The following is a 5,885-nucleotide window of genomic DNA, read 5'->3' on the forward strand; positions in this document are numbered from 1 at the left end:
CTGATGCAGGGCGTCGACGTATACAAGAACCCGTCCGCTGAACTCATCGAAGGCGGCATCGCCGGCACGGTGGACCTGCGCACGCGCATGCCGTTCGATGCACCCGGCCAGGTAGCCGCCTTCTCCACCGGCGTCAACGAAGGCGACCAGTCGAAGAAGAGCAAACCGTCTGCGTCATTCCTGTACAGCAACCGCTGGAAGACCGACAACCTGGGCGAATTCGGCGTGTTGCTGGATGTTTCCTATTCCGAATTGGCCTCGCGCAACGACGGCATCCAGACCAATCCGTACGTGATGCGCCCGGACGCCACGGACACCTCGTATTACGCACCCACTATCGCGGCCGGTTCGCCGACCAGCACGGTGTTCGTGCCGGGCGACATCAACTGGCAGCAAATGGATATGCAACGACGCCGCACCGGTATTTACGTGGCCTTCCAGTGGCGCCCGACCAGCAACCTGGAAATCTATTCGCGCTTCTTCCGCTCCAACTACAGCCTGCAGTGGAACGAGCACTGGGTTCAGACCAACGAAAACAACTACAACGATGAATTGCCCGCGCCAGGCACCGAATTTACGTACAACGGCCAAGGCATCTTTCAAAGCGGCATCATGGGGTCCGATGCATGGAAGGGCTCGCCGCCGGCGGGTCCCAACGGTTACACGGAGTATTACACCGATAACCGCATGCAAACGCAGTTCACCCGTACCACCGACTGGTCGAACGGCTTCAAATACAACCTCAACGATCACATGCTGCTGACCGGCGAACTGCAGCTGGTGAAATCCACCAGCAATACGCTGGACTTCTCGATCTACAACCAGTTCTACATGCCGCCGGCCAACGTGAACCTGTCCGGCAGCGTGCCCAGCCTCACGCTGGCCAATCCCGGTTACCTGGGCAATCCCGCCAACTACTACCTGGCGGCGGCGATGGACCACCTGGAATACGACTACGCCATGGAACGCGCCGCGCGCGTAGATCTCGAATACGATTTCGAGGACAGCAACTGGCTGCAATACATCAAGTTCGGCGTGCGCGCGACCGATCGCGATGCCAACAGCAACAATACCAACAGCAACTACAACTGGGGACCCATCTCGCAACCTTGGCTCGGTGCGTACAAAGGTCCGTCGTCGCTGGATTGGCTCAATACCATTCCCTCGTGGATGAGCCAGCCGTTCACCTTCTCCAACTTCTACGGCGGCGCGAACCTGCCGGGCACGTTCTGGTTCCCCAGCATGGCGCTGATCCGCGACTACCCCAAGGCGATCCAGGCGTTGTACGCGATTGAAATGGCCGGCGGCTGGAAGGCGCAAGTGACAGGCACGCCCGGCTTGTTGAACAGCCAGGACGAAAACACGCAAGCAGCCTATACCGTGCTGTATTTCGGCAACGACAGCGCATTGGGCATTCCCTTCGACGGCAACATCGGCGTGCGCTTCGTCGACACCGACGTACGCGCCAATGGCGCCATCCAGTATCCCGCGGCCACCAACATCAGCGGCACGGTCACACCAGCACAAGCGGCATTTTTCACCGGTGCCTATGTGCCGATTGCCGGCACGGGTCATTATCACAACCTGCTGCCCAGCCTTAACCTGCGTTTCAAGTTGACCGACGATCTGCAGTTGCGCCTGGCGGCGGACAAAGCCATGACGCGCCCACCGTTGAACGAGCTCAATTCGTACATGCAGCTCGGCGCCTCGTGGGGTGGACCACCCGGCCAGCAGGCGACGATCACCGGCTGGACCGGCGCCACCGGCGGCAACCCGGACCTTAAACCGATGGAAGCCACCCAGTTCGACACGGCACTGGAGTGGTATTTCTCACCCACCAGCGAGCTGTACACCACGGTGTTCTACAAGAACATCAAGAACTACATCACCAACGAAATCTCCACCCAGACCATTCAAGGCCAGCAAGTGGCCATTACAGGTCCGGTGAACGCCGGTACGGGCCGCGTGAAGGGCGCCGAGTTCGGTTACTCGCAGTTCTTCGATTTCTTGCCGGGCGCTTTGAAAGGCCTGGGCGTGCAGGCCAACTATACGTTTCTGCAGAGCAGCAAGATCGCCGGCACCACCTCGTGCGATCCGGATCACAACAATGGTTCGTGCGCGGCGCAATACATCGTGACCAATCCGCCGCTGCCGATGGCCGGTTTGTCGCCGCACAATTACAACCTGATCGGCATGTACGAATACGGCAACTGGTCGATCCGCCTGGCCTGGTCATGGCGCAGCCGTTACCTGATCTCATCGGAAGATTCGGGCGATACGTATTTGCCCGTGTGGAGCGCAGCGCGCGGCCAGCTCGATTCCTCGGTGTTCTATCACCTCAACAAGAACATGCAGATCGGTTTGCAGATGAACAACCTGACCGATTCCACTACCCGCGTGTTGATGGGGCCGAGCACGTATACCACCGGCTACGTGGATTGGAACCTTTACACCCGTTCCATTTTCCAGGATGACCGCCGCTACGAACTCGTGTTCCGCGCGACCTTTTGATAGCTCCCCAGCCGACAAGCAAACGGCTTGATGTTTGCATGTCCCCGTTACCGCCGCCGGCATCGCGTGCGTACCGACGGCGGCTTTTTTTGTGGACGCACATGGCGGCGACATCGGGCTCCTGCCGCTCACTGCGTTCGCAACCTTAATCCTAATGCTGCGAACTCAACGCCGTATCGATGTCATTTCAGCTTCGTAGGCCGGGATGGAATCCCAGCATCGAGCCGTCCAGGAAAGCTGGGATTTCATCCCAGCCTACGCGCTTGGCGAGCAACAGCGCGGAAAACGCCTGATATTGAAGCCGAGCTGCGAGCAACGGCGTATCGGCGTGAGTCTGCCTGAGCGATTGGCCAAGCGGCAATGTGGGCCTTATGTCATGTGCCCGATATCGCTAGGCATATAGACCCAAGAGTGCATGCGTTCTTCATATACCGAGATGCTTGGTCCTGGAAAGGATGGATCCGCAAACGCACCCACAGGTATTGCGACCACTTCAGGGTAACCCTCCATCGTGTAGTACACGGTCGCGCCGCACTTCGGGCAGAACCTGAATGTGCTTTTCGTTCCTTCGTCTCCAGTGCGAACGTACTCGGTGCTCGCACCTACGACCGTGACCGCCTCGCGTGGAAACCGCGCCTGCGCACCGAACACGCTTCCAGTGCGGCGCTGGCACGCCAGGCAATGGCACACAGACACACGCACGGGCTCACCGACGACATGCGCGTGCAACTGCCCACAGCTACAGGCGGCGATTCGAGAAGACTGGGGAGATATGGAATGCATTTCTGCGGCGGCTTCGGCTTGAGTTGTCAGGCGGCAGAATCGAGTTACCTGCCAGGGAACACGAGAACGGCCCAACGACAGTGAAGAGCAATGCCCAGCACCTCACTGACGCACGTAGCGCAAGTGTGTGGCGGCTGAACCGTCAAGAACCTTGTCAATGCGAAACTGCGGCCCAGGCTCGCGCAAGTTCTCGAAGAGACGTCGCCCGCTACCGAACAACACGGGTGCCAAGGCGATTTCCAGCTCATCAACGGCACCCAGGTTCAGGTACTGCTGGATCACATCCGCTCCACCCGCGATACGAATATCACGACTGCCCGCGGATTCCCGAGCCAGCTCCAGGGCACGCTCTGGCCCCTCGTTGATGAAGTAGAAGGTCGTCCCACCGGGACGCACCCAGGGTTCGCGTTTCTCATTGGTAAGCACGTATACCGGTGTGTGAAACGGCGCGTCCTCAGGCCACGTACGCTCGCCCTGGTCGAACATTCGCTTGCCCATGATGTTGGCGCCGATGCGCTCTACGGTGCTGCGAACCAGGTCATTGACCGGGCCGGTCTCTCCGCCTGGTCCGAACTTGAGGTTCTCGCGGAAGTATTGCTGGTTGAGCAGCCACCCCATCAGCGCACCCCACTTGGCGCCCCAGTTCTTGTATCCGGGATTCTCCATGGTCATTCCTTCCGGCGCCATATAGCCATCGAGGCTAAGTCCAATGTTGACGAATACGTTGCTCATGATTCTCCTCTCGCATATTCGGATATCAGCCTGATCCCGGAATTAAGCCGAGCCATGAAGCCGCTTCGGCTTGAATGAATCGCTAGAAGGCATTGCTCATGACACGCGACTAGCCATCTTTGCGAGCGCCCCAAAATTCGTTGTCATTTCCGCTGCGCGACACGGGAGGTGACGGGGTTCGCCTGACGATCGATGAAACCCACAAGCCCATGCCTAGCATTGCAAGGAACACCCCTACAAGACTGGACGTTACGACGCGAAGAACGACAGAGCCGGGATCCATTTTGGCCATAAGCTCTGCTGGCGGCAGACCGAAGGCGACCGAAAGAAATAGCGGCGATAGGTAAAGCATGACCAATGTGAAGCGAGTCCAAAACAGCACCGCCTCACTGCCCGGACAAGCTTGTTGCAATAAGCCTCGCAGCGGCTTGCCAATTGCCAAGTAAAGGATGGAGCCGAGCCCAGCACTGACAGCGATCAATAGAGCAGTCACAGTTGTCATTGAACCTTCCTTTTAATCTAACGCTTAAGTTAAGCGGCGGCGAAGCCGTCCGCCTTGAACGAGCAAGGACTCTTCAGCTCGACGATGCCGCGAGATGACATGGGAATTGTGCCTAACGCCTGAGTCAAGCGGCGCGCAGCTTTTCCGCGCATACGCTTGAATAAGCGGTTAGCTAGCATGATTTGACGCGATACTCAGCGCGGCATAAGGAACAAGGTTGAAAAGGAGGATGCCGATCTTGTAAATAGCCATGCCAAGGTAGTGAATGCTGTTAAAGCGCTCCTCCGACAGGTGGAACCACCTACCGTGAAGGTTTATCAACCAGCTGTGAGCGAAGATGAATGCACCGAACCACAAAAACAATACGATGTAGTCGATGATGGCGCACCAGAGCAGAGCATCTTTTACAAAATCAATATTCACTGCCCGCTCCTTTGACGGATAACATTTGAGTTAAGCGGTGCGCGGTACACGCGTCCGCTTGGACGGAATGGTTAGGCACGGAAGTGGTAGAGGAGTAGGCTGACACCACCGCCGATGACAAAGCCGACTATTTCGGGGGTGAACGAGTGACCAGGAAGCCAGATCCCTACGACGGCACCGAGCGAGAAGCCCAATAACGCACCGCGTCTTAGGATGCCGCTCCGTAGCCATAGGCGGCACCGTTCAGCGATCTTGGCTGCAACGGCTTCGCGTTCAAGCTGCCCCGGATGGAGCAGCGCATCTGAGGCCGCATTGGCTTGCTCCTTGGTGAGCATAGAGCTCTCCTTATCTGGTTTGTTGCCTAAGTGCGCTCATTGAGGGTGGCTGCAATGAGGTGCTCAGCGGGCAGGAGATTGGACACAAACTCGGTCGGAAGCGAATGCCGTGCAATGATTTCGGATGCAGCGGTAAACATGACGGCAATGTCGTCTGGTTTCAGCTCGCAAACAAGAACTTTTAACGGTAGATCGATGCCAGCCTGCGGATTGGCGAGCATGATCGGCGTGCCCGCCTTGGGATTGCCAAAGACGATCAATGTAGTGGGCGGCATCGCCAAACCAACAGCCCTGGCCTCTGCCTGTTGATCAATGGTTGCGAAAACCTTGATGCCTTTCTCGGAAAAAGCAGCAAGCAACCGTTGCACCGTGTCAGTGAACGGGTAAGGGCTCTTCAGTTCGACGATGCCGCGAGATGACATGGAATTGTGCCTAACGCCTGAGTTAAGCGGCGCGCGGTACGCGCGTCCGCTTGGACGAGTAGTTAGGTTGCCGGAGCGGTTAACCGAGCAACCCATACTTGTGCAGATTGCCGCGAAAGGGGCTGAGTGAGCAAGGGATTTGCAAGCTCGTGAATTGCTAGACCAATAGAGGAACTT

Annotated in this window: 7 protein-coding genes; 1 reads left to right on the forward strand and 6 read right to left on the reverse strand. The window is 57.7% G+C overall.

The annotated features are described in order from the left end of the window. Positions 1-2,511: TonB-dependent receptor (locus VMA74_RS04140; protein WP_325365091.1), on the forward strand; the 2,511-nt coding region annotated here is incomplete at its 5' end. A 369-nt stretch (positions 2,512-2,880) separates the two neighbouring features. Here the strand turns inward: VMA74_RS04140 and VMA74_RS04145 are convergent. The 6 genes from VMA74_RS04145 to VMA74_RS04170 all read right to left on the reverse strand — a co-directional run bounded on the left by VMA74_RS04145 (position 2,881) and on the right by VMA74_RS04170 (position 5,708). Further along, the gene (locus tag VMA74_RS04145; RefSeq protein ID WP_325365093.1) at positions 2,881-3,294 is read right to left on the reverse strand and encodes a GFA family protein; all 414 of its coding nucleotides are present in this window, start codon (positions 3,292-3,294) and stop codon (positions 2,881-2,883) included. Positions 3,295-3,396: 102 nt separating this feature from the next. Further along, positions 3,397-4,026 (reverse strand): dihydrofolate reductase family protein, encoded by a 630-nt coding sequence (locus tag VMA74_RS04150; RefSeq protein ID WP_325365095.1) that lies wholly within the window; start codon positions 4,024-4,026, stop codon positions 3,397-3,399. A 109-nt stretch (positions 4,027-4,135) separates the two neighbouring features. Then, a complete protein-coding gene (locus tag VMA74_RS04155; RefSeq protein WP_325365097.1) occupies positions 4,136-4,528 on the reverse strand; it encodes a hypothetical protein in 393 nt (130 codons plus the stop codon). Positions 4,529-4,696: 168 nt separating this feature from the next. Beyond that, positions 4,697-4,951 carry a DUF6868 family protein gene (locus VMA74_RS04160; protein ID WP_325365099.1) on the reverse strand — a complete coding sequence of 85 codons (255 nt, stop codon included), beginning with the start codon at positions 4,949-4,951 and terminating at the stop codon, positions 4,697-4,699. Between the two features lie 71 nt (positions 4,952-5,022). Next, entirely contained in the window at positions 5,023-5,286 is a 264-nt protein-coding gene (locus tag VMA74_RS04165; protein ID WP_325365101.1) for a hypothetical protein, read from the reverse strand. Between the two features lie 26 nt (positions 5,287-5,312). Further along, the gene (locus VMA74_RS04170) at positions 5,313-5,708 is read right to left on the reverse strand and encodes a DUF302 domain-containing protein (RefSeq protein WP_325365103.1); all 396 of its coding nucleotides are present in this window, start codon (positions 5,706-5,708) and stop codon (positions 5,313-5,315) included. Between the last annotated feature and the right edge of the window lie 177 nt (positions 5,709-5,885).

The sequence above is a fragment of the Dyella sp. genome (genome assembly GCF_035508675.1).
Lineage (GTDB): Bacteria > Pseudomonadota > Gammaproteobacteria > Xanthomonadales > Rhodanobacteraceae > Dyella_B.